This window comes from Desulforudis sp. DRI-14 (assembly GCF_052618305.1).
This window is the reverse complement of the sequence record NZ_JBQXEZ010000003.1, coordinates 1-23,548: the sequence shown is the minus strand read 5'-3', so window position 1 is coordinate 23,548 and position 23,548 is coordinate 1. Positions and strand designations below refer to the sequence as shown.

Here is a 23,548-nt window from a genome sequence, read left to right as displayed (position 1 = left end):
CACTTAAAAATAATAGCACCGTGGAACTCCGTTTGTCAACTTATTACTGCGGAATTTGCAACTCGTCGGATTCCGCCATCACCTCCAGGTTGCGATAGCGCGTCATGCCCGTACCCGCGGGAATAAGCTTGCCGATGATGACGTTTTCCTTCAGGCCGATCAGGGGGTCGACCTTACCCTTGATCGCCGCCTCGGTAAGCACCCTGGTCGTCTCCTGGAACGAAGCCGCCGACAGGAAGGAGTCGGTGGCCAGCGAAGCCTTGGTGATGCCCAACAGCACCGGCTTGGTCGTCGCGGGCCGGCCTCCCCTCGCTACGACGCGCGCGTTCTCTTCCTCCAGGTCCAGGATATCGACCAGGCCGCCCGGCAGGAACTCGGTGTCCCCAGCGTCTTCGACCTTAACCTTGCGCAACATCTGGCGGATCACGATTTCGATATGCTTGTCGTTGATGTCGACGCCCTGCATCCGGTAAACCCTCTGCACTTCCTGGAGCAGGTAGAGCTGGACGGCCCACGGTCCTTTAATCTTCAGCAAGTCGTGCGGGTTTACCGAACCCTCGGTAAGCTCGTCGCCGGCCTCGACGCTGTCCCCGCTCTTGACCTTCAAGCGAGCCCCGTAAGGAACGGCGTACTGCATGCGTTCGCCGTTGGCGCTCGTAATCTCGATCTCACGTCGCCCTTTCTGCTCGCGGACCTCCACCGTCCCGCCGATCTCGGCGACCACGGCCTGCCCCTTGGGCCTCCGGGCTTCGAAAAGCTCCTCGACGCGCGGCAGACCCTGCGTAATGTCCTCGCCGGCGACGCCGCCGGTATGGAAGGTGCGCATCGTGAGCTGGGTTCCGGGTTCGCCGATCGACTGGGCGGCAATCGTGCCGACAGCCTCGCCGATATCGACGATGTATCCGGTGGCCAGGTTACGGCCATAGCACTTGCGACAGACGCCGTGGCGGGTCTTGCAGGTCACGGACGAACGGACCTTGACCTTTTTGATGCCTAGGCTGACGATCAGCTCGCCGGCGTCGTCCTTGATCTCTTCGTTCTTTCGTACGATAACCTTGCCGGTCTCGGGATGGACGATGTCTTCCGCCGCAAACCGGCCGATAATACGGTCTTCCAGAGGCTCGATGACCTCCGAGCCGTCCTTGATTTCGGAAACCACGATGTAGTCGTCGGTCCCGCAGTCATCCTCGCGCACGATGACGTCCTGCGCGACGTCGACCAGCCGCCGCGTCAGGTAACCGGAGTCGGCGGTGCGCAGGGCGGTGTCGGCCAGGCCCTTGCGGGCGCCGTGCGTGGAAATGAAGTATTCCAGCACGGTAAGGCCCTCCCGGAAACTGGCCTTGATCGGCAGGTCGATGATCCGGCCGGAAGGGTCGGCCATCAATCCGCGCATGCCGGCGAGCTGCCTGATCTGCTGGATGTTGCCGCGGGCGCCCGAGGTGGCCATCATGTAAACTGGGTTGAAGCGGTCAAGCGTGTCCAGGAGTTCCTTCGTCACAGTCTCGGTGGCCTCGTTCCAGGCGCCGATGACCTTGCGGTAGCGCTCGTCGGCCGTAATTAAGCCGCGGCGGAACTGCTCCTCGACGGTCTCCACGCGTTTCTCGGTTTCCTGCAGAATCCGGCTCTTCTTCTCGGGGATCACGATGTCTTCGACGCCGATGGTCATCCCCGCGCGGGTCGCGAAGCGGAAGCCCAACGACTTGACGCCGTCGAGAAATTCGGCGGTTTCAGCATATCCCAGCTTACGGTAACACTTGTCGACAACCTTGGCCAGGACCTTCTTGTCGGCGATCTTGTTGATGTACGGAAGGTCCTTGGGAAGGATGGAATTGAAGATGATCCTGCCCACGGTGGTTTCGAGCATCTGCCCGCGCACGTCGTAGTTCACGGTTTCATCGTCGGGCATCCGCACCCTCACCCTGGCTTGCAGGGATACCGCGCCGCTGTCGTAAGCCAGCACGGCTTCCTCAGGATCCTTGAACGCCTTGCCCTCACCGGACGCGCCGGGTCTTTCAATGGTCAAGTAATAGATGCCCAGGACCATATCCTGCGTGGGCACGGTTACCGGTCGCCCGTCCTTGGGATTGAGGATGTTGTTGGTTGAGAGCATCAAAAGGCGCGCCTCTGCCTGGGCCTCGGCCGACAGGGGAACGTGCACGGCCATCTGGTCGCCGTCAAAGTCGGCGTTGTAGGCTGTACAAACCATAGGGTGGATCTGGATGGCCCGCCCCTCGACCAGGACCGGCTCAAAAGCCTGGATACCCAGGCGGTGCAAAGTCGGGGCACGGTTCAACAGCACCGGGTGGTCCTTGATGACCTCTTCCAGGACGTCCCATACCTCGGGCCGCACGCGTTCCACCATACGCTTGGCGCTCTTGATGTTGTGGGCCAGGCCGCTGGCGACAAGGCGCTTCATAACAAAAGGCTTGAACAGTTCGAGGGCCATTTCCTTCGGCAGGCCGCACTGGTGCAGCTTGAGCGTCGGGCCGACGACGATAACCGAACGGCCGGAATAGTCCACGCGCTTGCCCAGGAGGTTCTGGCGGAAGCGGCCCTGCTTGCCTTTGAGCATGTCGGAGAGGGATTTCAAGGGCCGGTTCCCGGGCCCGGTAACCGGCCGGCCGCGCCGGCCGTTGTCAATCAGGGCGTCAACCGCCTCCTGGAGCATGCGCTTTTCGTTGCGGACGATGATGTCCGGGGCGCCGAGCTCGAGTAGTCTCTTCAGGCGGTTGTTGCGGTTAATGACCCTCCGGTACAGGTCGTTGAGGTCGGACGTGGCAAACCGGCCGCCGTCCAGCTGGACCATAGGCCTGAGCTCCGGCGGGATGACAGGAAGAACATCCAGGATCATCCACTCGGGGCGGTTGTGCGACTTCCGGAAAGCCTCGACCACTTCCAGGCGGCGAATGGCCCTGATCCGCCTTTGGCCAGTCACGTCGCGGATCTCCTGGCGCAGTTCCTGGGCCAGGGTCTGTAAATCGATCTCCTGGAGGAGCGACTTGATGGCCTCGGCGCCCATGCCCGCCTTGAAGGCATTGCCGTACTTTTCGCGATACTCCCGGTATTCCTGCTCGGTCAGTAGTTGTTTCTTGATCAGAGGGGTGTCCCCAGGATCGGTGACAATGTAAGAAACAAAATACAAAACCTTCTCCAGGGCGCGCGGGGACATATCCAGCAAAAGGCCCATCCGCGAAGGGATGCCCTTGAAGTACCAAATGTGCGAAACCGGCGCCGCCAGTTCGATGTGCCCGAGACGCTCGCGCCTGACCCTTGAACGGGTGACCTCCACCCCGCAGCGGTCGCAGATGACGCCTTTGTAACGCACACGCTTGTATTTGCCGCAGTGACACTCCCAGTCCCTGGTGGGACCGAAAATGCGCTCGCAAAAGAGCCCGTCCCGTTCGGGCTTCAGGGTCCGGTAATTGATTGTCTCAGGCTTCTTAACCTCGCCATGCGACCAGGCGCGGATATGTTCAGGTGAAGCTAATCCGATGCGGATACGATCAAAATTGGTGAGTTCCGGCACGTGCGCTCCCTCCTAATATCGTTCGTCGTCTTCTAGAGGGATATCGTCATCCTCGGCTTCGCCCTCCTCCAATTCGTCTAACGCCCCCTCGTCCAAGTCTTCTTCGTCTTCGGGGTTCTCGTTGTCTTCACCGTATTCCCTGAGTTCATCGTAGGTTTCTTCGTCCTCTTCCTCCTCGCCGGCGTCCACGCCGAGATCAAGGTCCTCGCCGGCGTCGTCCTCATCCTCGCCGGCCGCCCCGTCAGGCTCGGCCACGCCGCGGAAATCAAAGTCGAGCTCCTTGCTGGTCTCGGCGATGTCCTCCTCGACCTCGCGGATTTCCACCTCGCGGTCGTCTTCGGCCAAGACCTTGACGTCCAGGGCCAGGCTCTGCAGCTCCTTGATGAGGACCTTGAAGGATTCCGGAACGCCCGGTTCAGGCACGTTTTCGCCCTTAACGATGGCTTCGTACGTCCTAACACGCCCGACGACATCGTCCGATTTCACCGTCAGGATCTCCTGCAAGGTATAGGCGGCGCCGTAGGCCTCCAGCGCCCAGACCTCCATCTCGCCGAACCTCTGGCCGCCGAACTGCGCCTTGCCGCCCAGCGGCTGCTGCGTAACCAGCGAGTACGGCCCGGTGGAACGGGCGTGAATCTTGTCGTCAACAAGGTGGGCCAGCTTGAGCATGTAGAGGTACCCCACCGTGATGGGGTTGTCGAAAGCCTCGCCCGTTCGCCCGTCATAAAGGGTGATCTTGCCCTCGGGGGGAAGACCCACGCGCTGGAGGGTCTCTTTGATGTCCGACTCCACGGCGCCGTTGAAGACCGGCGTGGCGATATTGTAACCCAGGGCATGGGCGGCCCAGCCGAGGTGGGCTTCCAGCACCTGCCCGATGTTCATGCGGGAGGGCACGCCCAGCGGGTTCAGCACAATGTCGACCGGCGTACCGTCAGGCAGGAAGGGCATATCCTCTTCGGGCATAATGCGGGCGATGACGCCCTTGTTGCCGTGACGGCCGGCCATCTTATCGCCCTCAGAAAGCTTGCGTTTTTGGGCCACGTAGACTCGCACAAGCTGGTTGACGCCGGGCGGCAGCTCGTCGCCGTTCTCCCGCGAGAAAACCTTGACGTCGACGACCTTGCCCGACTCCCCGTGGGGGACGCGCAGGCTGGTGTCGCGCACCTCGCGGGCCTTTTCCCCGAAGATGGCCCGTAAGAGACGCTCCTCCGCCGTCAGTTCGGTTTCGCCCTTGGGGGTCACCTTACCGACCAGGATATCCCCCGGACGCACCTCGGCGCCCACGCGGATAATGCCTCGCTCGTCCAGGTCCTTGAGGGCCTCCTCGCCGACGTTGGGGATGTCCCTGGTGATTTCTTCGGGACCCAGCTTGGTGTCACGGGCGTCGCATTCGTATTCCTCGATGTGAATCGAGGTGTACATATCTTCTTTAGACAGCTTTTCACTGACCAGGATGGCGTCCTCGTAGTTGTAGCCCTCCCAGGGCATGAAGGCCACCAGCACGTTTCGTCCCAGGGCGAGTTCGCCGTGGTCGGTGCACGGGCCGTCCGCGATCACCTGGCCTTTCCTGACGCGCTGGTTGGCGTGCACGATCGGCTTCTGGTTCAGGCACGTTCCCTGGTTGGAACGGGCGAACTTCATCAGGCGGTAGGTGTCGACGTTGCCGCTGTCCGTCCGGATCTTGATGGTGGTGGCCGTGACGCGTTCGACAACTCCGTCGTTGTCCGCGATGATTACGACGCCGGAGTCGTAAGCGGCCTTGGCCTCGATGCCTGTCCCAATCAGCGGCGCTTCGGCGTTGATCAAGGGCACGGCCTGGCGCTGCATGTTCGCGCCCATCAGGGCACGGTTGGCGTCGTCGTGTTCGAGGAACGGGATAAGCGAGGTGCCGACGCTGAAGACCTGCTTGGGCGAAACGTCGACAAAGTCTATCCTGTCTGCGGGGGCTACCATGATCTCCCCGCGATAACGGGCATTGACGGTCTTGGTGAGGAAACGCCCTTCCTCGTCCAGCTCGACGTTGGCCTGGCCGATCACGTACTCCTCTTCTTCGTCAGCCGTCATGTAGACGATCTCGTCGGTGACACGCCCCTTTTCCTTGTCCACCTTACGGTAGGGCGTCTCGATAAAGCCGAACTCGTTAACGCGCGCGTACGTGGTAAGCGAGCCGATCAGGCCGATGTTGGGACCTTCAGGGGTCTCAATAGGGCAGACGCGGCCGTAGTGGGAATGGTGGACGTCACGGACCTCAAACCCGGCGCGTTCCCTGGACAGGCCTCCGGGGCCCAACGCCGAGAGGCGCCGCTTGTGGGTCAGCTCGGCCAGGGGGTTGGTCTGGTCCATGAACTGGGACAGCTGGCTCGAACCGAAAAATTCCTTGATGGCGGCGACGACCGGCCTGATATTGATCAAAACCTGGGGTGTAATGACCTCGACATCCTGGATCGTCATGCGTTCCCGGACCACGCGCTCCATACGCGCCAGGCCGATACGGAACTGGTTCTGCAGAAGCTCGCCGACCGAACGGAGGCGCCTGTTTCCCAAGTGGTCGATGTCGTCGGCGCGGCCTTCGCCCTGCATAAGGTTGATCATGTAGCGGACGGCGGCCACGATGTCTTCCTTGGTCAGTTCCCGGATAAAATCACGGTCCACGGGAACTTCCTGCCGCAGGTACGGGTCAAACTCGGTTTTGGCCGTGTTCTCGCCATACCGGTAGAGAACCCCGTGCTTCAGCTTCTTAAACAGCTTGTACCGCCCTACCGGAGCCAAGTCATAGCGCTTGGGATCGAAGAATAATGTTTCGATAAGGGCGCGCGCGCTGTCGGCCGTGGGGGGCTCGCCCGGCCGCAGGCGCTTGTAGATTTCGACGAGGGCCTCTTCCTGGTTCTCGGTGTTGTCCTTGGAAAGCGTTTCCTGGATGCTCTTGTAGTTGTCGAACAGTTCCAGGATCTGCGTCTTGGAACTGTACCCCAGGGCACGGATAAGCACGGTGACCGGGATCTTGCGCGTGCGGTCGACGCGTACCCAGATGTGGTCGAGAGCGTCACTTTCAAATTCAAGCCATGCCCCGCGGTTGGGAATAATAGTGGCGGTGTAGATAAGTTTGCCGTTGGGGTCAGGGGTCGCCCCGAAATAGACACCGGGGGAACGAACCAATTGGCTGACGATCACTCTCTCCGCGCCATTAATAATGAAGGTACCCTTGTCGGTCATGAGCGGAAAATCGCCCATGAAAACGTCCTGTTCCTTGACTTCGCCTGTCTCACGGTTGATCAGGCGGACTTTGACGCGCAGCGGTGCAGCATAGGTTACGTCCCGGTCCTTGCACTCCTGTACCGAATACTTCGGCTCACCCAGAGTGTAGTCGAGAAACTCCAGGACCAGGTTGCCGGTAAAATCTTGGATTGGGGAAATATCTTGAAAAACCTCGCGCAGACCCTTGTCCAAGAACCACCGGTAAGAGTTTTTCTGTGTGGCGACAAGGTCCGGCAAGTCAAGGGCCTCACGCAGCTTACCGAAAACCACACGTTCCTTTGGCTTTGTGGCTGGCATCCCTCAACCCCCTGCAAAGTAAATACTAAAAGCAAGGTTACCAAAAATTACCTCGCTTTTTCGCCAAAAAACCTATCCATGTATTATTACCCAGTTCACCAAAGAAATTCTGCAGGCACACATGCCTTATGATGTTATCATATAAAATTTCCCCCGTCAAGATAAAATACACCCCGGGGAAAGCTGAACCGGGGTGTATTAAAGAGTTCCTTCCGCTGTTCCGGCGGGGTTGTTTAACAAACTACTTGATCTTGACGCTGGCGCCGACCTCGGTGAGCTTGGCCTTGATGGCCTCGGCCTCTTCCTTGTTGACCTTTTCCTTGACGGGCTTCGGCGCGCCGTCGACCAGGTCCTTGGCTTCCTTCAGGCCAAGGCCGGTGATCTCGCGGACAACCTTGATGACCTTGATCTTCTCGGCTCCGACGGCCTCGAGGATGACGTCGAATTCGGTCTGCTCCTCCTCCTCGGCGGCCGGTGCAGCGGCGGCAGCGGCCGGGGCAGCGGCAACGGCGGCTACGGGCGCGGCGGCGGAAACGCCGAATTCCTCTTCCATGGCCTTAACCAGGTCGGCGAGTTCGAGAACGGTCATGCCCTTAACGATTTCAAGGACTTCGTTTACCTTAGACATCATGTGTTACCTCCTCAGAGTATTTTACATTATCCAACGTTTAAGCTTCGCCTGCTTTCTGCTTCCGGACGGCCTCAAGGACATAGACAAAGTTGCGGATATTCCCCTGCAGGACATTGACGAGACCGGCGATCGGAGCCTGCATCGCACCGACGACCTGGGCCAACAAGACCTCGCGCGGCGGCAGGTCGGCGACCCTTTTGACCCCCGTGCCGTCGACATACTTGCCCTCGATCACGCCGCCGATGATCTCAAAAGGCGCCGTTTTGGCATAGTCTTTCTGGAACTGGGTGATGGCTTTGACCACCGTCACCGGGTCGTCGTAACCGTAGGTGATGGCAATCGGTCCGCGAAGCTTGTCGTCGAGACCTTCAATGCCGACTTCACGCGCCGCGATCCGGGCCAGGGTGTTCTTGGACACCTGCATCTGGCCGCCGGACTCGCGGATCTTGCGCCGCAAGCTGGTCATCACGGCAACATTCAGACCCCTGTACTCGGACAGGACCATAACCCTGGCGCGGGACATCTTGTCCTTCAGCTTGTTTACCCGAGCAACCTTTTCTTCCCTGCGTAACGCCATCGCTGCACCTCCCTTAACCTGAGATTCAAAATATGAAAGCCCCTGCAGAACAATGGACAGGCAGGGGCCTATATAACCCTGACAAGCCTCGGCTGGCGGCCTGAAAGCCATTATGTCGACTGACACCAGCGGTCTGCAGCTTGGAGCTTTCATATTCAGTTTGAGTAAAAGCCTTTACTGAGTGAGCTTCAGGGCGTTAATCCGGACACCGGGACCCATCGTGGAGGAAACTGTAACTCCCCTGACGTACTGTCCCTTTGCAGCAGCGGGCTTGGCCCGGATCAGCGCGTCCATCAACGCCTTGAGGTTTTCATACAGCTTTTCGGTCTCGAAAGAGACCTTTCCGATCGGGGCGTGGATGTTACCCGCCTTGTCGACGCGGTAAGAAATCTTACCGGCCTTGACCTCCTTTACCGCACGCTCGATATCGAAAGTAACCGTGCCCGTCTTGGGGTTGGGCATCAAGCCCCTGGGGCCCAGCAGACGGCCGATCTTACCAACCATACCCATCATATCGGGGGTGGCAATGGCGACGTCGAAATCAAACCAGCCCCCCTGGATCTGGGCGATAAGATCTTCGGCGCCCACAAAGTCGGCGCCGGCGTTCTCGGCTTCCTTGGCCTTCTCGCCCTTGGCGAAAACCAGCACCTTACGGGTTTTCCCGGTGCCGTGGGGCAGAACGACCGCGCCGCGGACCTGCTGGTCGGCGTGCCTAGGGTCTACCCCCAGCCGTACCGCCGCTTCCACCGTCTCGTCAAACTTGGCCGGAGCGAGTTTCTTCACCGTTTCAAGGGCTTCCATCGGATCCAGAGCAGCTTCGCGGTTGACCTGTTTCTTTGCTTCCAGATACTTCTTACCGTGTCTCGGCATTGGTGAAATCCTCCTTGTGGTTAGTCGGGGTTTTCCAAACCCCTCCCACATATTCGGTCGTCAGTCGTCAGTCGCCCGTCGTCGGGCTCGAAGGAATTCTCTGACGAGAATTCCTGTACTATTCGCTGGTCGGTCGCTCGGAAATCGGACGTTGGGTTCTAAAACAACCTGGAAGCGAACTCTCTTCTGTCCTACGACTTACAACTTAAAACTAAGCTACTACTCTTCGATAGTAATGCCCATACTACGGGCTGTGCCCTCGATCATGCGTTCGGCCGCTTCGACAGAGGCGGCGTTGAGGTCGGGCATTTTCAGTTCGGCAATCTCGCGAATCTTGGCACGCGTTACCTTACCGACTTTTTTCTTGTTGGGCTCGCCCGAACCCGTCTCGATACCCGCCGCCTTCTTCAGCAGCACCGAAGCCGGCGGTGTCTTGGTTACAAAACTGAAGCTCCTGTCTTCATAAATAGTGATCTCGACAGGAATGATCAATCCTGCCTGAGCTGCAGTCCGGTCGTTATATTCTTTGACAAAGGCCATGATATTAACGCCGTGCTGCCCGAGTGCGGGACCGACCGGGGGTGCCGGGGTGGCCTTACCCGCAGGAATCTGCAACTTAACTATTGCCGCTACCTTTTTTGCCATACCGTCACCTCCTTACCCTATTTTCTCAACCTGGAAATACTCCAGTTCAATCGGCGTTTCACGGCCGAACATGGAGATGGTCACCCGGATCTTGCCTTTTTCGTGGTTTACCTCTTCCACGGTCCCGATGAAACTTTCAAAGGGGCCGGAGGTAACCCTCACCTTCTCGCCGACAGCGACATCGATACGAAAGCGCGGCTCCTCTCCAACCATCTGCCTGATGATCGCCGCCGCCTCGTCTTCCGTCAGGGGTACGGGTTTGGACCCGACGCCGGTGCTCCCTACAAAGCCCGTCACTCCCGGGGTGTTTCTCACCACCCGGTAAGCGTCATCGGACATGATCATCTCGACCAGGACGTAGCCAGGAAAGATCTTACGCTTTGATATCTTACGCTTGCCGTCCTTGATCTCGATCTCGTCTTCCACGGGGACGACAATCCGGAAGATCTTGTCGGCCATATTCATGGATTCGATGCGCTTCTCCATGTTGGCCTTGACCTTGTTCTCATACCCGGAATAGGTATGTACCACGAACCACTGCTTCACAAAGCGGAGGACGAGCGCTGGTAAGATAGCAACGCCCGGACCTCGCACCCCCTTAATAAAACGGTCGTCGGTCGTCAGCCGTCGGACTCGATGAATCCGCAAAAACCGAACCTCCGGCCTCAGGCTTCGGACCTCTTTTTTAGCGGATGATAAGTCCCAGGACCTGGCTGAGGATGGAATCGAAAATCCAGATGACGATGCCGACCAGCGTTACAGACACGAGCACCACGGAGGTATAGATGACGACCTCGCGGCGGGTGGGCCAGTGAACCTTCTTTAGCTCTCTGACGACCTCTTCGAAGAAGCGCCTGACAGTCAAAAAGTTGAGGTTAGCCTTCCTTTTATTGGAGGTAACCTCTCTCTTCGGGTCTTTCGCGGAAACCTTGTTGTCCTTTTTGAAGATCAAAGGTTTTCTCGGTTTCCGTTCTTCCTGCGGGTCTTTCCCTGCAGCCTTCCCGTCTGTCTTGACCGGCGCCTTCTTAGCCTTGCTGTCTTCCTTCGATTTCTTGTCAATTGCCATTGTAAGACCTACTTTGTTTCTTTATGTGGCGTATGGGTGCCGCACCACCGGCAATACTTCTTGAGTTCGATGCGGCCGGGATCGCTCTTCTTGTTCTTGGTCGTAATATAATTACGCCGTTTGCACTGCGAACAGGCAAGCGTAACATCCACGCGCATAAGTAAAACACCTCCCAAAACTAAAAAAAGGACCAATCCCCCAAAATTTACGAATTGACTTTACCACACCCGTTGGGAGATGTCAAGAAAGACGTCGGACACCAGACGTCAGAAGTCGGAAATTGAGGGGACAGAAGGAATTTGGCCTGTGCCAAATTCCTTCTGATAATCCTGATACTTAACGCTGCAATGCTTAGTGCTTTATTGTTTCACGGCCGTGACGACACCGGCACCAACGGTCCGGCCGCCCTCGCGAATAGCGAAACGCAAACCTTCCTCGATGGCGATCGGCGTGATCAAGGTGATGTCCACCCGGATGTTGTCGCCCGGCATGACCATCTCCACGCCCTCCGGCAGCTTGATGACGCCGGTGACGTCGGTGGTCCGGAAGTAAAACTGGGGACGGTAGCCGTTGAAGAACGGGGTGTGCCGCCCGCCCTCTTCCTTGGTTAGGACGTAAACCTCGGCCGAAAACTCGGTGAGGGGCTTGATGCTCCCCGGCTTCGCCAGGACTTGACCGCGCTCGAGTTCTTTGCGGTCGACGCCTCTGAGCAATAAACCTACGTTGTCGCCTGCCACGGCTTCGTCCAGGATTTTACGGAACATTTCCACGCCGGTCACGACGGTCTTGCGCGGTTTCTCCATGAAGCCGACGATCTCGACTTCGTCGCCGGTCTTGACCCTGCCGCGCTCGACCCTGCCGGTGCCGACGGTGCCGCGCCCGGTGATGGAGAAGACGTCTTCCACGGGCATGAGGAAGGGCTTGTCGACGTCGCGCTCGGGGGTGGGAATGAATTCGTCGACGGCGTCCATGAGCTTGAGGATGGGGGCGCAGGCGTCGCATTCGTTTTTGCCGCAGCCGCATTCAAGGGCTTTTAAAGCCGAACCGGCGATGACGGGCGTGTCGTCACCGGGAAATTCGTAGTTGCTCAAGAGTTCCCTGACTTCCATTTCGACGAGTTCGAGAAGTTCGGGGTCGTCGACCATGTCGGCCTTGTTCAGGAAGACGACGATGGAAGGCACGGCAACCTGGCGGGCCAGAAGGATGTGCTCTCTGGTCTGCGGCATGGGACCGTCGGCGGCGGAAACGACGAGGATGGCGCCGTCCATCTGGGCCGCGCCGGTGATCATGTTTTTGATGTAGTCGGCGTGCCCGGGGCAGTCGACGTGCGCGTAGTGGCGCTTGGCGGTCTCGTACTCGACGTGGGCGGTGTTAATGGTGATGCCGCGGGCCTTTTCTTCCGGCGCCGCGTCGATTTCGTCATACTTTTTGTAGGTGGCCTGACCGTACTTGGACAGGATCAGGGTGATCGCCGCCGTCAGGGTGGTTTTGCCGTGGTCGACGTGACCGATGGTTCCAATGTTTACGTGGGGCTTGGTGCGCACAAATTTGGCTTTCGCCATTTACAAACAGACCTCCTTAAGCCCGTTAATTGGCTATAATTTACTTTTCCCGGAAAGCCAACTGGTTTATTCGCGGTCTGCATGCGATTTCCTTCTCTGGCCAATGAAAAACGATGATAAATCTCCAAGCGGAAATCTTATTGTAGAAACGTTTTTATAAAGGGATCGGGCTCTCCTCAGAGCCGCAAAAAATAAAACAGCCTTGAGTTCTCTCAAGGCCGTCTTAGTTACCGCTGGTAGCGGTGGAGGGACTCGAACCCCCGGCGCAGCGGGTATGAACCGCTTGCTCTACCAACTGAGCTACACCGCCGAAAAAATGGAGCCCATAGGCGGGATCGAACCGCCGACCTTATCCTTACCAAGGATACGCTCTGCCTACTGAGCTATATGGGCTTGATTTTAATATTGGTTGCGGGGGTTGGATTTGAACCAACGACCTTCGGGTTATGAGCCCGACGAGCTACCGGCTGCTCCACCCCGCGATGTTAACGAATCAAATATACCACAGTCAGGATGTCGAATGCAAGAACCCTTAACGCGCCGGCCGCCCTGATCACGGCAGCCGCAAGAAACAGCATACCACAGATTCCTGATCGCCGCAACTCTAAATTATTGTCATGAGCGAAGATGCTTGATGCGTTCTTCGGGGCTGAGGATGCTGGTGATGCGCACCCCGAAATTCTCGTTGACGACGACGACTTCTCCCCTGGCCACCACCGTGTCGTTGACCAGGACGTCGACAGGTTCGTCGGCAAGCGACGAGAGCTCGACGATACTTCCCGGCACAAGGGAGAGGATCTCGTTCACCGGGCGCTTGGTGCGACCGAGAATAACCGAAACCTTCAAGGGGATATCCATAAAAAGCCGTAGCTTGTCGTCTTCGATCACCGTTGAAAATCCGGCAGCCTCTTTCTCTTTCGGCGGCTGTTCCCGTAAACCTGCCTGAGGACGGGGCTGCTTCTCAACAGCCGAGGCCGCCTGCTCGCCTGGCGGGGGAGCCGGCTCGAGATCCCACTCCCTGCTCTCCTGGACGGTTTCCCCCGCTTCCGCCCCGATGCTGTTCAGGAGCAGCGCCGCCTCCTGCTTGGCCGTCGGAACGGACATGATGTTCATTATTTCAGTCGAAATCAAATCCTCTACCGTCATTTTGAAGGCTACGACAACCATAGGGTCGTTGAGATCAAAGGGGATGCCGTCAGCCGACCCGTCAACATCCAAATAGATGGCGTTCGGCGGGGCGATGTTGACGGGCCGGCCGACCAGCGACGCCAGAGCGGTGGAAGAACTGCCGATCATCTGGTTCATGGCCTCGGCCGCAGCGCTGATCTCCATCTCTCCAAGCTCCTGGGGAGGCGAGGTTCCGTCATTACCCATCATCAGGTCGGCGATCACGGCCGCATCCGGAGCCTTGATCACAAACATGGCCAAACCTTCAATCCCCTCAGTGAACACCACCTGGATGGCTACCAGCGGAACTTCAAACGTACGGAGAAACTCTTCTTTATTACTAACGAATACCTTCGGGCTGGTAATTTTAACCTGCCGGTTCAACAGCATAGAAAGAGCGGTGGACGCCGAGCCCATGCAGATGTTGCCGATTTCCCCCAGGGCATCGCTTTCCTCCGGCGTCAGGTAGCCTTCCATGCCCCCGGATTTGCCTAACAAAGCCTCGCGTTCCGCATCGTTTAAGACATTATCCATTAAGCTTCTCCCATTTCCTTGAATGATGTAATCTGCACCGCGTTGTAACGTCCCAAAACCCCCGCCTGGACCTTGAATTTGCAAACGTCCTCAACCAGGAGATCAAGGTCCTGCGTAACGCGCCTGTTGATCGGCACCACATCGCCTACCTGCAACTGCAGGAAATCCCTCACCAATATCTCCGTTTCGCCCGTCACGACCGTTAAGGAGACAGAGGCTCGTTCAATCCACTGCTGGATTCTAGCCGCTTCGTCGCCTTCGGCCTGCAGGGCGTTTGTTTCGTAACGGCGGTAGCTCGAAAGGTAGGAAAGCATGGGGTCGAGAGTGATATGCGGAAGACAAAGGTTCATCAGCCCCCGTGCCGTACCATCCCCCACAACGGTGGTAAAAGTAATCACGGCCACGATTTCGCTCGGTGAGATAATCTGGTGCAGCCGGGGCTTGGTCTCTAGGGATTCGATCTCCGGCTCAACCTTGTAAACATCATTCCAGGCAAACCCAAGGTTTTCCAGAAGCTTGGCAGCCAGCTTACGCATCACCGCCATTTCGATATCGGTCAGGTCGCGCACCCGCCTGGGCAGCTCGCCCGGTCCCCCGAAAAGAAGGTCGATAACCGGGAAAAGAAACTGCGGGTTCATTTCCACAACGGCCATGCCCTTCAACGGCTTGAGACTGAAAACCGTCAAAAGCGTGGGCGTAGGCACCGAGCGCACGAAATCGTCAAAAGTAAACTGGTCAACCGAGGCGACGCGTACCACGACGTTAGCCCTTAAATAACCCGAAAGGAAACTGGAAAGGATACGGGCGTAGTTGTCGTGAAGGGTCTGCAAAGTCCTCAGGTGCTCCTTGGAAAACTTGTTCGGCCGCCTGAAGTCGTAGGGACGGTACTGCGCCTCTTTCTTTGTCTCCTTAAAGTCGTCTATTTTGACCTTTCCCGAGGATAAAGCGGCAAGAATGGCGTCGATTTCACCCTGGGACAGAGTCTCCTTCGTCAAACCTTCACCCCCATAAAGAAGTCTGAAGTCGGAAGCCAGAAGTCGGATCCCTGGGAAATTCACTACATAATCTCAGCTAGATCAGCGGCCGGAGAAAGAATGTCCTAACCCCAAGACGAATCGCAGGATAAATTCCACACCGCTTTTAAGTCCAGATACCTTGTTTTCAGGGCCAAGGTACCAACCAGAGCCCAGGGGAACAGATTTCACCCTTTAGGACATCTGACCTCTGGCCTCTGACTAACGTCAGAACCCGGAATCGCATCCGCGATTCCTTCATCTGTTCAGACATCTGACCTCTGGCCTCTGACTTCCTTTTCTACCGGTTTAAGGCGCTTTCGATGGCCTGGAGGACGCGGTCCTGCTGGAAAGGCTTGACGATAAAGTCCTTGGCGCCCGCCTGCACCGCTTCCATAACCATGGCCTGCTGCCCCATGGCGCTGATCATGACGATCCTGGCCTGGGGATCGACCTGCTTGAGAGCCTTAACCGCCTCGATGCCGTTCATTTCGGGCATCGTGATATCCATTGTGACGACATCCGGTTTCAGCTCTTTGTACAAGTCCAAGGCTGTCCTGCCGTTCTCGGCTTCGCCGACAATCTCGTATCCGGCCTTGGTAAGGATGTTCCGGAGCATCATACGCATAAAGGCCGCGTCGTCAACGATAAGTACCCTCTTAGACAACTATCCTTCACTCCCCCTGAAACCTAAAATAATGGTCTAAAACCTTTTCAATGCGGTACCGTATAATTTTTGCAGGCTGTCCTCATCGGGCAAAAGCAATAAGTGACTGTCAATGTCACCGGATTCCTTCTTCAAGACGGTTTCAAACAGGAGTACCTGATCGGCGTCCCCGCAAATCGCCGACAGCAGCGTGGCCATAATCGCCTCGACCATGTCGAACGCGAAGAGTGGCGTGGACGGCAGGATGCTCATGGCGGTCATATCGGCGATGGCGTTCAAGAAGGCCCCCGTCAAAACGTTGCCGATTTCCGAGATCATCGAACCGGTCATTGCATCAGGAGCTGTGCCTATCTGCACGCCGGGGCCGATCAACTGCTCGGCCAGATTGGCCACCCCGGCCGCGTTTATGACGTGGGCGATATAACCCTGGATGTCCCCCTCCAGCGAAAAGAAGACGCAGGCCACGGGCTTGTCCGACCCCGGGATGACCTTCGCCGCATCCTCGATGGAACGGAGATAGACCCTCGGGATGGACATGTCGACCCGGCACTGCAAAAGAGACGCCAGGCTCGTGGCGGCGTGCGCCGCACCGATATTGCCCATTTCACGCAGGATGTCCAGGTCGGCTTCTTGGATGACTTTTTTCATTTGGCGCCTCCTGCCTAAGAGAGTGTTGTCAAAACTATGTTTTGCGGTAGAAACACGGGGCCAACCTCTCCAAGCTCAGGGGCTTGTAGTCCAGGATACTTTCGCTGGCCCCGATGAAAAGAACCCCGCCATTGACAAGCGCCTTTACGAGCCTTTCGTTCAGGCGCAGCTGGGCTTCACGCGTGAAATATATCTGTACATTCCGACAGACGATAAGGTGGTACCCCTGGCTGATCGCGTCCTTCAAAAGGTCGTGGCGCCGGAAGTTAACCATTCGCCGGATCTCCGGGATGACGACGGCCGCATCCCCGGACTGCGTAAAGTACCTTTGCATCCGAGAGGCGCTGATATTGCGGCAAAGAGACAGCGGGTACCTCCCGGCGGCGGCAAGCTGTAAAACTTCTTCGTTGATGTCGGTGGCTTCTATCGACCGACCGTTGATGCCTAGTTCCTTAAGCATGATTGCCAAGGAATAGGGTTCGGCCCCGTTAGAACAGGCGGCGCTCCATATCCGCAAGGGCTTGTATTCGGCGGCGAGCCGGGGAAGGATCTCTCTTTCCAGCTGCTGCCAGGCGGAGATATCCCTGAAGAACTCGGTTACATTGATTGTAAGGTAATTGACCAGTTCATCGAGCAGGTTGGCGTCCCGGCTGAGAAGCCTGTAATACTCCTCGTAGCCGGAAACCCTCTTGCGGGCCATGAAGCTTTCCAGCCGGCGCTGCAACTGGGCAGGCTTGTAGCTGGTAAGGTCAAAACCCAGATGGCTTTTGACCTTGATGCGAAACTCCTCAAAATCCATTGCTTGTTTGCTTAAACTCACTCGTTATCAACTTCCCCCGGCAAGACTTGACCAGGACCTGCTGCATACTGCAGCGTTTCCTAAATCTCCACGGCGGGACCGCCCAATGTCTTAACCACGGTCAGCCCCGTCACCGTATCGAAGATCAGGGTCCGTCCCCGGTTGCCCCCGACATCCGCCCCGGCGACCCGAATCCCCTGTTTGGCCAGGGCTTCGTAGACCGCCTTGATGTTCCTCTCGCCGATGGAAAGGATGGCCTGGTTTCCGGCACCCGAAAACATTTGCGCGCCGCCGGCCAGCTTGGCTTTGAGCAGCCTTAAACGCGCCCCGTTTCTTACCAGTTCGTTGATCAGCGCAGGTATGCCGGTATCGGCGAACTTGGCCGGCTTCGCCACCGTAAACCCCGTGCTGCTCGGCAGCATAATATGGGCCAGGCCGCCGAGCCGCAGGCCCTCGTCGTAGATCACCACCCCGACGCACGAGCCCAGGCCGAGGGTCGTCAGCCGGTAAGGCGCGCGGGCGACGGCATAGTAAGCTATGCCCACATGCACATCCAGGGCGGTGTCTTCCATTTTGAATTCGCCAGCAGAATTGGGTTTCGTTATCACAGGCCACCCTCACTGATTTATAATGCTAATTCAAGGTCTTCCTAGCGCAAGACGCCAACCTGGTTGATCACCCGGTCGCTGAGCTCGTCCTCGGCCTGCACGGCCTTGAGGTTAGCGGAATAGGCGCGGGACGCCTGGATCAACTCCACAAACTCGGTAGCCAGGTCGACATTCGGCGCTTCGAGCGCGCCCGGGATGAGTACGCTTCTCTCCGCGCTCTGCGGCTCGGTTCCGGCTCCGGCGCGGTACAGGTCGTCGCTGACCCGTGCAAGCTCATTATTGTCAGAAAAAGTAACGATACTGATTTTGTCGACAATCTGGCCGGAAACTTTAACGGTGCCGTCCGCCAGGATCTTGATGTCCCGAGACTCGGACTGGATGGGGCCTGCCTCGCCCAGAATCCTGGCCCCGGAAGGTACGGCCAGGTAGCCCTCGGCGTCCAGCCTGAAGGCTCCGTTGCGCGTATACAGAGTCTCGTCACCCTGCTGTACGGCAAAAAACCCTTCCCCCCGGATGGCGAAATCCAAGGCCCCTCCCGTCGACACAACGGCCCCCGGCGCGAAATCGGTAAAAGGTCCCACAACGGTTACGCCGGGATAGAGACCCCCTGCATCGGCGCTCGCAGCGGCCGGATGTCCTTCCTGAAGGCTTACGCTTTGCCTTCTGAAACCCGTGGTCGAAGCATTGGCTATGTTGTGGGCCGTGACGTCCACCCTGCGCTGGGTGGCTTGCAGCCCGAGGAACGAGGTTTGTAGACCCCTGATCAAAACATACAGCCCCCTTTCAAGCGCATCTTGTGCATCTTCAACATCAGTTCAATCTCCCCCTGACCCCGCCCCAATTCCCGGGCAAGGTCTTCGATGCTCTTGCCCTTCTCGTAGGCCCTGGCCACATCCTCCGCCAGCGAAGGGACCGTGCCGTTGTAAGGTATGCCCACAACACTCAAAGACTCCAACTGGACCTCCACCTTGGCCAGGCCATCCTTAACACCATCCAGGGCGGCTCTGAACGCGGCCAGTTCGGCTGCGATTTTGTCCAGGCGTTCGTTAAGGTCGACCTGTTCCTCAACCGCCGCCGCGAGCTCGCCTTCAAATTGCCGCCGTCTTTGACCCCTGCGCCGGATAAGCACCCAGCCCAGCCACGCCAGTCCCAGGAACAGCAGCAAGATGGCGCCGATATAGGTCAGGCTGAACGCCAGGGGGTTGTCCATAAGCAAGTTACTTGGCATCGCGGTTCCCCTTTTTCTCCAATTCCACGATTATCTTGCGCAGCCGGTTGATAGCCTTGGTATGCAACTGGCAGACCCTCGATTCGGAGACGTTGAGCACCAGGCCGATTTCCTTCAAAGTCAAGCCGTCCTGGTAGTACAGGGCGAGAATCAGCTTGTCCCGCTCGCCCAGCAGGTTGATCGCCTCGACGAGGGTCTCTTTATACTCCTTGTCCAGCAAAGAGTTCAAGGGATCGGGACTGCTTTCGTCCTCCAGAAAATCAGTCCAGGACACGTGGTCCCCGTCCCCGGCCGTAAACGGCTCGTCCAGGGAAATCGGCGAGGTCGATTGAAAATGGGCCATCAACTGGTAATACTCGCTCAGGGAAAGGCCCAGCGTATCGGCCACCTGCTCGTTTGTCGCCGGCAGCCCGGAATCCTGTTCGATTGTCTCGCGCACCGCGTTGATTTGCTGGAGTTTCTGCCACAGGGAGCGCGGAACCCAGGCCAGTTTCCTGATCTCGTCAAGCATCGCCCCCCGGATGCGGTAGTAGGCGTAACCCTGAAAGTCAGTACCGTGCGAGGGGTCATATTTCTCCACGGCTTCGATCAGCCCGAAAACGCCCCATCCCTCCAGGTCCTCCTGGGCGACGAAAGCCGGAAGACGGACGGCCAAGCGCCCGGCGATGTGCTTTACCAGGTGCAGGTGCTCCAGGATCAGTTCTTCACGCAGCTCGCTGCTGCGGGTTTCCAAATACTTCTGCCAGGTTTCTTCTACAGTCAAGCCTATTCACCTCTCACGAGCAGAGACTTCTGCCTGCTCATCTCCCCGAGGATGAACCCGACTATCCGGTCTTGGTCGCCGATGCTGATGTCTTTAAAGTAGACTGAGACCTCGGAAAACCTCATGTCCTTCTCCCACGGCTCGGTTCTTACCACCTTCGCCGTAGCCTCAATGGGCCTTTGCACCTTTGACCTCGGCAGGACGAAGTTCACGGCAAGCAACTGGTTCAGGGCATAGCGCTTACGACCTGTAAAACGCAGCCCCCCGCCGCTGATGTTGATGACCTGGGCGTTTTCATGCCCGGCACCGCGCGCCTTGTGCTCCGGAGACGGCCAGACACGGATGCCGAAAAGCGTATTTATCCGCGCAAATTCGCGCCGTTGGATACGCCTTACCGAAGAAGGATGGGCAACAACATATAAGAGCGTATCCCCGGCCGCCTTCTGGTGTATCGTCGCCTCGAACGCGTAAACGGCGTCTCCTCCCCGGAACCGGATCTGTACTTCGTCGCCCGGCTCCAGGATCAGGGGTGCGCGCTGCTGGTACGGACAGGTGAACACCAGAAAGCCGTCGAGGACTTCGTATAAAGCCGTAACGTAGAACTCCGACGGATCGGACAGCTTGGCGACTTCGAGTTTGAGCCCGGGAACCAAGTGCTGCATCGTTTAAGCAAACAACCGGCAGAGCCTGTTGACGAAAGACTCTACGGCTCCTACTCCTTTCCCGCCCTCACCTGCCAGGGTCAGGGCGATATGCTCGATGTTTCTTGAAGCCAGCGCCTTCGGGTTGCTGACGATGAAGGGCTCCTGGTCCCGGACCGCCTGGGCGACAACGGCGTCGTCCACAACCGTTCCCGCATGGCTGACCTGGAAATCTAAAAACCTCCCGGCGGCCGAAGCGAGACGTTTCGCTGTCAGCAGCCCTTCGGTGTTGTTCCTCGCCCGGTTTACGACGACCGACGCGTCGGTACGCACTCTGTTCTCGGCCAGAACCTTCATCAGCGCGTAGGCGTCGGTTATGGACGTAGGCTCGGGCGTGACCACGAAAAGCACTTCCCGGGCCGCGGCCACAAAACCCAGCACAGTCTTATTGATACCAGCCCCGGTATCGATCAGCAGGAAATCGGCCATTGCCCCCAGCCTCTTAAAGGATTCGAGCACGTGGGACCGCATGGCCTGGTCGAGGCTGGTCATTTCCTGGATGCCCGAACCCCCTGAAACGAGTTTCAGGCCGAAGGTCGTTTCCCAGACCACTTCACCGATGTCCTTCCCCCGATACAAGACGTCGAAGAGGGAAAACGGGGGCGTGGTCCCCAGGAGCACCTCGGCGTTGGCCAGACCCAGGTCCGCGTCGACCAGCACTACCCTCTTGCCGGCCTTAGCCAGGGCCAGACCGAGGTTGACGGCGATACTGGTCTTGCCCACCCCGCCTTTCCCGCTGGTGACCGCGATCACACGCGAGGCGGACTCGACTGTGTGCTGTTTCCCGACAAACCTCTGCTGCATAGCCAGGCGCAGGTTATGTGCCTGATCCAGCACAGCGCCCACCCCCTTGCAGAACCAGGGAAGCCAGCTTCGCCGGGTTGACGGCCTCTATATCGTCCGGCACGCTCTGGCCGTTCGTAACGTAGACGACCGGCCTCTGCGTCAGTTCCACGAGATTGACGATCGGACCCAAAGTTTGTGTTTCATCGATCTTCGTCACGATCAGCTTGGAACACCGCAGTGGCGCGAAATCTTCGGCCTGCCTGGCCAGATCTGCGGCCCTGGTAGGGGCGCTGAGCACCAGCACGACATCCAATCCCTTATCTATTACATCGGTAAATTCCTTCGTCTGCATTACCTGTTGATAGCTGTAACTCGGCCTTCCCGCAGTGTCGACCAGAATGTAGTCCTTGTTGTCGTGCAGTGCCAGGGCTTCCTTAAATCCCGCTGGTGTATGGGCGACCTCCAGCGGTACGCCCATGATCTCGGCGTAGGTCCTGATCTGCTCGACCGCACCGATCCTGTAGGTGTCGATGGTAACGATGGCCACCGACCGCCCGAACAGGACGAGCTGGCCAGCCAGCTTGGCCAGTGTCGTCGTTTTGCCCACGCCGGTAGGCCCTACGAAAACGATCACCTTCTTCAGACGGAGATCCCGGTAGAGGTCCGCCACCAAACCGGTGATCGCCCCCTCAAGGTTTTCTTCGATAGACGCTTCGGTGTTGTCATTTAAAAGCCCGCGCCTTTCAGCCGCATCCCGGACAATCCTCCGTGCGACCTGAACGTCCACCTCGCGCCGCACCAGGAAGTCCACCCAGAGGTGGGTATCGTGGGACTGCTCCCGTTCGTCCCGGAGCACGACTTTGGCCAGAAGACTTTTAACCTCGGCCAGTTCTTGCAGCAGGCCGATATTCTCTTCCAGGGTTTCCGGTTCCGGCGGGCGCGGCAGCCCCGGCGGACCGCCCGCTGCAAGCGCGGCCGTGGGCGTATCCAGGGCGGCGGTGACCTCAAGAAACCGGGGCTTCAGGCAGCCCGCCAGCCCGCGGGCCCTGACCCGACGGCTTGAAATGATCACCGCGTCGGGACCCAGGTCAGTTTTGATCAGGCCCAGCGCCTCCCGCATGTCGCGCGCCAGGTAGCGTTTAATCTTCATTCCACATCACCGTGCCCAATACTTCCAGTTCCACCAGGTTACTTACCTCGGCAAGGGCGAGAACGGGAACCGTCACGCCGTGGTGATCGAGGAAGCGGCGCAGCGGCAGCCGGATTCTGCCGGAACAGAGAACGACCGGAACAACCCCGCGCCGGCCGGCTTCTTCGACAGCGCTGACAATGGCTTTGGCCGCCCGCTGCGCCGCCTGGGGCTCAAGCAGCGGGTAATTGCCGAAAGAAGTCAACTGGATGGATTCCGTAATCGCCTGCTCCAGCCGCGGATGGAGCGTAATCGCCGACAGTTTCTTGTTTTCGTCCGCGTACTGTAGCGAGATCGTGCGCGCCAGGGCCTGGCGCACCGATTCCGTCAGGAAATCGACGTCCCGGTTGACTCTGGCCCCGTCGGCCAGGACTTCCAGGATGCCTACGAGGTCGCGGATGGGTACGCCCTCTTTGAGGAGGTTCTGCAGCACCTTCTGGACCTCGCCCAGGGTCAGCAGGTTGGGCACCAGTTCCTCGACGACGGCCGCGTTCTTCTCCTTGACCACGTTGAGGAGCTCCTGCAGTTCCTGCCGGCCTAAGAGCTGCCACCCCTGGCGCTTGATGAACTCCGACAGGTGGGTGATCAGGACCGTAACGCAATCGACAACGGTGTAGCCCTGCGCCTCGGCCTGTTCCCTCTCCTTCTCGGTAATCCACCAGGCCGGCAGGCCGAAGGTCGGCTCCTTGGTCGGAATGCCCCTGATGCTCCCGCCGCCGCCGGGACTCATCGCCAGGTAGTAGCCGGGCATCAGTTCGCCCTGGGCCGCTTCCACCCCGCGCAGCTTGAAGACGTAGCTGTTGGGCTTCAACTGCAGGTTGTCCCTGATGCGGATGGGCCGCACGTAAATGCCGAGGTCCTGAGCGCTCTGCCGCCGCACGGTCGCCACTCTCTGCAGGAGGTCCCCTCCCTGTTCCTCGGAAGCGAGAACGACAAGGTTATAGCCGATCTCCACCTCGAGCTCGACTTTGACGCCTTGCCATACGGGAACCCAGCAAAATCAGGGCTTCACAGAC

Annotated in this window: 23 protein-coding genes and 3 tRNA genes; all 26 read right to left on the bottom strand. The window is 58.4% G+C overall.

The features are described 5' to 3' along the window. Positions 1 to 43: 43 nt before the first annotated feature. The 26 genes from rpoC to ACUM6F_RS02980 all read right to left on the bottom strand — a co-directional run bounded on the left by rpoC (position 44) and on the right by ACUM6F_RS02980 (position 23,487). Positions 44 to 3,526, bottom strand: a complete 3,483-nt coding sequence (gene rpoC / locus ACUM6F_RS03105; protein WP_425620144.1) for a DNA-directed RNA polymerase subunit beta' — start codon at positions 3,524 to 3,526, stop codon at positions 44 to 46. Between the two features lie 12 nt (positions 3,527 to 3,538). Next, on the bottom strand, positions 3,539 to 7,078 hold the full coding sequence (rpoB, locus tag ACUM6F_RS03100; RefSeq protein WP_425620145.1) for a DNA-directed RNA polymerase subunit beta: 3,540 nt from the start codon (positions 7,076 to 7,078) through the stop codon (positions 3,539 to 3,541). A 241-nt stretch (positions 7,079 to 7,319) separates the two neighbouring features. Continuing rightward, on the bottom strand, positions 7,320 to 7,706 hold the full coding sequence (gene rplL / locus ACUM6F_RS03095; protein WP_425622164.1) for a 50S ribosomal protein L7/L12: 387 nt from the start codon (positions 7,704 to 7,706) through the stop codon (positions 7,320 to 7,322). 40 nt (positions 7,707 to 7,746) lie between these two features. Continuing rightward, positions 7,747 to 8,286: a 50S ribosomal protein L10 gene (rplJ, locus tag ACUM6F_RS03090; protein ID WP_425620146.1), complete on the bottom strand. Its 540-nt coding sequence runs from the start codon at positions 8,284 to 8,286 to the stop codon at positions 7,747 to 7,749. A gap of 174 nt (positions 8,287 to 8,460) precedes the next feature. After that, positions 8,461 to 9,156 (bottom strand): 50S ribosomal protein L1, encoded by a 696-nt coding sequence (rplA, locus tag ACUM6F_RS03085; protein ID WP_425620147.1) that lies wholly within the window; start codon positions 9,154 to 9,156, stop codon positions 8,461 to 8,463. Positions 9,157 to 9,375: 219 nt separating this feature from the next. After that, positions 9,376 to 9,801, bottom strand: coding sequence for a 50S ribosomal protein L11 (rplK, locus tag ACUM6F_RS03080; protein WP_425620148.1), 426 nt, complete (start codon positions 9,799 to 9,801; stop codon positions 9,376 to 9,378). Positions 9,802 to 9,813: 12 nt separating this feature from the next. Further along, on the bottom strand, positions 9,814 to 10,347 hold the full coding sequence (gene nusG / locus ACUM6F_RS03075) for a transcription termination/antitermination protein NusG (protein WP_426377366.1): 534 nt from the start codon (positions 10,345 to 10,347) through the stop codon (positions 9,814 to 9,816). A gap of 139 nt (positions 10,348 to 10,486) precedes the next feature. Beyond that, a complete protein-coding gene (gene secE, locus ACUM6F_RS03070; RefSeq protein WP_425620149.1) occupies positions 10,487 to 10,867 on the bottom strand; it encodes a preprotein translocase subunit SecE in 381 nt (126 codons plus the stop codon). A gap of 8 nt (positions 10,868 to 10,875) precedes the next feature. Next, positions 10,876 to 11,025, bottom strand: coding sequence for a 50S ribosomal protein L33 (rpmG, locus tag ACUM6F_RS03065; protein WP_425620150.1), 150 nt, complete (start codon positions 11,023 to 11,025; stop codon positions 10,876 to 10,878). Positions 11,026 to 11,226: 201 nt separating this feature from the next. Continuing rightward, positions 11,227 to 12,429, bottom strand: coding sequence for an elongation factor Tu (gene tuf, locus ACUM6F_RS03060; protein ID WP_425620151.1), 1,203 nt, complete (start codon positions 12,427 to 12,429; stop codon positions 11,227 to 11,229). 234 nt (positions 12,430 to 12,663) lie between these two features. Next, positions 12,664 to 12,739: transfer RNA gene (locus tag ACUM6F_RS03055), tRNA-Met, on the bottom strand. 7 nt (positions 12,740 to 12,746) lie between these two features. Then, a tRNA-Thr gene (locus tag ACUM6F_RS03050) sits at positions 12,747 to 12,822 on the bottom strand. A gap of 13 nt (positions 12,823 to 12,835) precedes the next feature. Next, a tRNA-Met gene (locus ACUM6F_RS03045) sits at positions 12,836 to 12,911 on the bottom strand. 133 nt (positions 12,912 to 13,044) lie between these two features. Beyond that, the gene (gene fliY, locus ACUM6F_RS03040; RefSeq protein ID WP_445348346.1) at positions 13,045 to 14,130 is read right to left on the bottom strand and encodes a flagellar motor switch phosphatase FliY; all 1,086 of its coding nucleotides are present in this window, start codon (positions 14,128 to 14,130) and stop codon (positions 13,045 to 13,047) included. Then, a complete protein-coding gene (gene fliM, locus ACUM6F_RS03035; RefSeq protein ID WP_445348345.1) occupies positions 14,130 to 15,125 on the bottom strand; it encodes a flagellar motor switch protein FliM in 996 nt (331 codons plus the stop codon). The genes fliY and fliM overlap by 1 nt, the downstream gene beginning before the upstream one ends. Before the next feature lie 319 nt (positions 15,126 to 15,444). Continuing rightward, complete coding sequence (locus tag ACUM6F_RS03030; RefSeq protein ID WP_425620154.1) at positions 15,445 to 15,810, bottom strand: response regulator; 366 nt, start codon at positions 15,808 to 15,810, stop codon at positions 15,445 to 15,447. A gap of 36 nt (positions 15,811 to 15,846) precedes the next feature. After that, on the bottom strand, positions 15,847 to 16,458 hold the full coding sequence (locus tag ACUM6F_RS03025) for a chemotaxis protein CheC (protein WP_445348344.1): 612 nt from the start codon (positions 16,456 to 16,458) through the stop codon (positions 15,847 to 15,849). 34 nt (positions 16,459 to 16,492) lie between these two features. After that, the gene (locus ACUM6F_RS03020) at positions 16,493 to 17,278 is read right to left on the bottom strand and encodes a CheR family methyltransferase (protein ID WP_445348343.1); all 786 of its coding nucleotides are present in this window, start codon (positions 17,276 to 17,278) and stop codon (positions 16,493 to 16,495) included. A 59-nt stretch (positions 17,279 to 17,337) separates the two neighbouring features. Further along, complete coding sequence (locus tag ACUM6F_RS03015) at positions 17,338 to 17,829, bottom strand: chemotaxis protein CheD (protein WP_445348342.1); 492 nt, start codon at positions 17,827 to 17,829, stop codon at positions 17,338 to 17,340. A 77-nt stretch (positions 17,830 to 17,906) separates the two neighbouring features. After that, positions 17,907 to 18,632: a flagellar hook-basal body protein gene (locus ACUM6F_RS03010; RefSeq protein WP_445348341.1), complete on the bottom strand. Its 726-nt coding sequence runs from the start codon at positions 18,630 to 18,632 to the stop codon at positions 17,907 to 17,909. Next, positions 18,629 to 19,093: a helix-turn-helix domain-containing protein gene (locus tag ACUM6F_RS03005; RefSeq protein WP_445348340.1), complete on the bottom strand. Its 465-nt coding sequence runs from the start codon at positions 19,091 to 19,093 to the stop codon at positions 18,629 to 18,631. The genes ACUM6F_RS03010 and ACUM6F_RS03005 overlap by 4 nt, the downstream gene beginning before the upstream one ends. Beyond that, positions 19,083 to 19,856, bottom strand: a complete 774-nt coding sequence (locus tag ACUM6F_RS03000) for a sigma-70 family RNA polymerase sigma factor (RefSeq protein ID WP_445348339.1) — start codon at positions 19,854 to 19,856, stop codon at positions 19,083 to 19,085. Before ACUM6F_RS03000 ends, ACUM6F_RS03005 begins: the two co-directional genes overlap by 11 nt. Before the next feature lie 2 nt (positions 19,857 to 19,858). Beyond that, a complete protein-coding gene (locus ACUM6F_RS02995; RefSeq protein WP_445348338.1) occupies positions 19,859 to 20,518 on the bottom strand; it encodes a flagellar brake protein in 660 nt (219 codons plus the stop codon). Positions 20,519 to 20,521: 3 nt separating this feature from the next. Beyond that, positions 20,522 to 21,394, bottom strand: a complete 873-nt coding sequence (locus tag ACUM6F_RS02990) for a MinD/ParA family protein (protein WP_445348337.1) — start codon at positions 21,392 to 21,394, stop codon at positions 20,522 to 20,524. Next, complete coding sequence (gene flhF / locus ACUM6F_RS02985; protein ID WP_445348336.1) at positions 21,375 to 22,493, bottom strand: flagellar biosynthesis GTPase FlhF; 1,119 nt, start codon at positions 22,491 to 22,493, stop codon at positions 21,375 to 21,377. The genes ACUM6F_RS02990 and flhF overlap by 20 nt, the downstream gene beginning before the upstream one ends. Then, positions 22,483 to 23,487, bottom strand: coding sequence for an FHIPEP family type III secretion protein (locus tag ACUM6F_RS02980; RefSeq protein WP_445348335.1), 1,005 nt, complete (start codon positions 23,485 to 23,487; stop codon positions 22,483 to 22,485). The genes flhF and ACUM6F_RS02980 overlap by 11 nt, the downstream gene beginning before the upstream one ends. Between the last annotated feature and the right edge of the window lie 61 nt (positions 23,488 to 23,548).

Coding starts and splice junctions, on each gene's coding strand:
- rplJ (WP_425620146.1), bottom strand. CDS start 8,286: ATGGCGTTACGCAGGGAAGAAAAGGTTGCTCGGGTAAACAAGCTGAAG.
- rplA (WP_425620147.1), bottom strand. CDS start 9,156: ATGCCGAGACACGGTAAGAAGTATCTGGAAGCAAAGAAACAGGTCAAC.
- rplL (WP_425622164.1), bottom strand. CDS start 7,706: ATGTCTAAGGTAAACGAAGTCCTTGAAATCGTTAAGGGCATGACCGTT.
- secE (WP_425620149.1), bottom strand. CDS start 10,867: ATGGCAATTGACAAGAAATCGAAGGAAGACAGCAAGGCTAAGAAGGCG.
- ACUM6F_RS02995 (WP_445348338.1), bottom strand. CDS start 20,518: ATGCAGCACTTGGTTCCCGGGCTCAAACTCGAAGTCGCCAAGCTGTCC.
- tuf (WP_425620151.1), bottom strand. CDS start 12,429: ATGGCGAAAGCCAAATTTGTGCGCACCAAGCCCCACGTAAACATTGGA.
- rpoB (WP_425620145.1), bottom strand. CDS start 7,078: ATGCCAGCCACAAAGCCAAAGGAACGTGTGGTTTTCGGTAAGCTGCGT.
- fliY (WP_445348346.1), bottom strand. CDS start 14,130: ATGGATAATGTCTTAAACGATGCGGAACGCGAGGCTTTGTTAGGCAAA.
- rpmG (WP_425620150.1), bottom strand. CDS start 11,025: ATGCGCGTGGATGTTACGCTTGCCTGTTCGCAGTGCAAACGGCGTAAT.
- ACUM6F_RS03015 (WP_445348342.1), bottom strand. CDS start 17,829: ATGGAAGACACCGCCCTGGATGTGCATGTGGGCATAGCTTACTATGCC.
- ACUM6F_RS03005 (WP_445348340.1), bottom strand. CDS start 19,093: ATGCCAAGTAACTTGCTTATGGACAACCCCCTGGCGTTCAGCCTGACC.
- rplK (WP_425620148.1), bottom strand. CDS start 9,801: ATGGCAAAAAAGGTAGCGGCAATAGTTAAGTTGCAGATTCCTGCGGGT.
- ACUM6F_RS03025 (WP_445348344.1), bottom strand. CDS start 16,458: ATGAAAAAAGTCATCCAAGAAGCCGACCTGGACATCCTGCGTGAAATG.
- flhF (WP_445348336.1), bottom strand. CDS start 22,493: ATGAAGATTAAACGCTACCTGGCGCGCGACATGCGGGAGGCGCTGGGC.